This window comes from Kamptonema sp. PCC 6506, from assembly GCF_000180455.1.
Taxonomy (GTDB): Bacteria; Cyanobacteriota; Cyanobacteriia; order Cyanobacteriales; family Microcoleaceae; genus Kamptonema; species Kamptonema formosum.
In genome coordinates this window covers 1-2,259 of sequence record NZ_CACA01000148.1, presented here as the reverse complement: position 1 = coordinate 2,259, position 2,259 = coordinate 1, and the positions used below count along the sequence as shown (strand labels likewise).

The window sequence follows — 2,259 nt, the reverse complement described above, 5'->3', positions numbered from 1 at the left end:
GTGAAAGGCTCCAGGCTATAAAAGCTTGGAGTTGTGACGCTGGTGGAGGCACAGACTGCCAATAATTGTTGAGGTTGTTGGAGTTAGCTACTCTTTGCGTCCTGGCTTGTTTACGATGTTGGTTACGTTTGTCCAACTCGCGCACAATACTGCTGTTTACAATACCACAGCGCACCTGCACTTACCTGCTTTTGCAAGCTAGGTTGCGTTTGGGGCTGGGGGTTTTGTGTTTGGAAGTGTTGGGTAGTGAGTTAAGGTGCGAGTCCTGTTTGCTAACTACCTCCCGCACAGTATTTTGAGGCATGACGTTCACATTATTAGTCTTATTGTAATACTTTGTAACAATTTTTTTCATCAAGAGCGATGGGTAAAAGAGGTAAATTGTCAAGTTTTTAGTTTCGCTGCGCGTGCGATCGATTGACTCTGAACATACAATTAAATCACCCAATTTACTGGCCGATCTGGCACTACTGTTGTGCCTCTGAAGAAAGAAAATGGGCGTTGGTGAATTAGGGTATGATGATTTGAGAGTGCGAGCGCCAAAAAATAACACTTCACAACACGCAGAGCTTATGCAATGTCCTGAATGTCAGTCAACTCATGTTAATAAAAATGGTCATAAAAAAGGTAAACAGAATTATACAGCACTTCCGGATGTTATGAGGTACACTAGAACAATACTACAGACTATAAATGTTTAGTGCCACAATTGTGGTCGGGAGCAGTAGTAGTTATGGATAATTTACATAGCGAGTAAACTAGCTTCTATTAAGCCTATGATTGAAGCTGTGGGTGCTTCTATATTGTGTTTGTCCCCCTACTCTCCTGATTTTAATCCGATTGAATTATGGTGGTCTCAGCTTAAATCTTTGTTGCGACAGTTTTCCCCAACCACCACTAAAATGGTTGACACCATAATTGCTGTGGCTCTTGACTTAATGAATCCGAAACATTTAAAAAATTGGTTTACTAACTGCTGCTACTGTACCTCATAACATCCGGAAGTGCTGTAACTTTAAAAAAACTATGGAAATTATTTTTGATGAATACTTGCCAAAATGGAATTATAGAGCCGTACCTCAAACTCAGTAACTCATCAAGTTATTTATTTTTCAGTCATTAGGGACGAAAAAAGATGCGGATGTGGGCAAATTGTTGTGGGTTATCAAAGGATTGTTTATAGTTGCTAAAATCACCGGCCATCCACTGAGCAAGAGTGATTAAATCATTGCTTTTAACTGAGCTCATAAGCTAAAAATAAGGAAAAAGTTTTCAATTAAAAATTAACAACTAACAACTAACAATTAACCACTAACAATTAACAATTAACTAATTTCCTGAAAGCGAACGAATTTCTGAGGCAAATGATGCGGTGACAACTCCACTACCCCCGCTTGTTTTGATGAGGGAAACTCGAAATCGTAAGTTAGGATTCGCAAACCAGATTTTTTCCTCGGCTGCTGCGCGATCGTATGTAGTTAGTAGGACAAAAGTGCCGTCTTCTGTAATCTGATAATCACCTACTGCGGCAACAGTTTCAGCATATCCTTGATCCCGTAGTAGTTTTCCCCGATTGGGTACAGTCGGATCGGGTATTGGTACGAGGATGCAACTACCTTTGACCTCGGCGTTTTCATCCCAGTCTGATTGACCTTCCCAGCTCATTTTAAAGGGCATTACTGCTTGGGTTGGGTCAATGTTGTAGGACTGACAAAGGTCGATTACTGCCCCGTCATTAAGTGAGAGTTCAACTATATCAATAACTGACTGTACAGCTTCAAAGTGGCTGAATGTTAAGTGATGGGCGCTGCGCTGCGATCGCCATCTTCCAAGTGAATTTTCAACAAACTGTTTGATATTCATGGGCATTATTGTACAGTTTCAATACCCCAACTATTTTTTTTTAAGACTATTATTTATATCTGCTAGACGAAGAAAAATTTAAGTAGACAACCAGAAGTAAATTTATCATGATTCATAATAGTCAATTTTGTAGGCAAGGATTTTAGATTTTGTAGCGAACTTAAATTGCCCTATTTCCATAATTTGGGAACCTTGAGGCAATCTGCTAACGTACAACCTAAAATCATTTGAAGGCAGGGAGTTCAGAGTCAAAGCCAGCTCATTAAAACTAATCAAATCATCGAGATCAGCCTGTCACGGTCTAACACTCACTCTCAACTTCCCTGACCTCATTTCTAGGCAAAAGTCAAAAAAGGCTAGTCTGAAATTCAATTCAGGCTTCCTCCTTCTTCTTTC

At 39.9% G+C, this 2,259-nt stretch carries 4 protein-coding genes; 2 read left to right on the top strand and 2 right to left on the bottom strand.

All coding sequences use genetic code 11. The features are described from left to right. Positions 1-494 precede the first annotated feature (494 nt). Both OSCI_RS32390 and OSCI_RS28320 read left to right on the top strand, forming a co-directional pair. Positions 495-701, top strand: coding sequence for a transposase-like zinc-binding domain-containing protein (locus OSCI_RS32390; RefSeq protein ID WP_007354577.1), 207 nt, complete (start codon positions 495-497; stop codon positions 699-701). A gap of 36 nt (positions 702-737) precedes the next feature. Then, positions 738-995, top strand: coding sequence for a transposase (locus tag OSCI_RS28320; RefSeq protein WP_324603617.1), 258 nt, complete (start codon positions 738-740; stop codon positions 993-995). A 124-nt stretch (positions 996-1,119) separates the two neighbouring features. Here the strand turns inward: OSCI_RS28320 and OSCI_RS28315 are convergent, their stop codons facing one another. Beyond that, on the bottom strand, positions 1,120-1,248 hold the full coding sequence (locus tag OSCI_RS28315) for a CpcT/CpeT family chromophore lyase (RefSeq protein WP_007354575.1): 129 nt from the start codon (positions 1,246-1,248) through the stop codon (positions 1,120-1,122). 81 nt (positions 1,249-1,329) lie between these two features. Beyond that, positions 1,330-1,869 carry a phycobiliprotein lyase gene (locus OSCI_RS08810; protein ID WP_007354574.1) on the bottom strand — a complete coding sequence of 180 codons (540 nt, stop codon included), beginning with the start codon at positions 1,867-1,869 and terminating at the stop codon, positions 1,330-1,332. Positions 1,870-2,259: the final 390 nt, after the last annotated feature.

What these genes read in the sequence shown, in the direction of transcription:
- OSCI_RS08810 (WP_007354574.1), bottom strand. Translation starts at nt 1,869, where the DNA reads ATGCCCATGAATATCAAACAGTTTGTTGAAAATTCACTTGGAAGATGG.
- OSCI_RS32390 (WP_007354577.1), top strand. Translation starts at nt 495, where the DNA reads ATGGGCGTTGGTGAATTAGGGTATGATGATTTGAGAGTGCGAGCGCCA.
- OSCI_RS28315 (WP_007354575.1), bottom strand. Translation starts at nt 1,248, where the DNA reads ATGAGCTCAGTTAAAAGCAATGATTTAATCACTCTTGCTCAGTGGATG.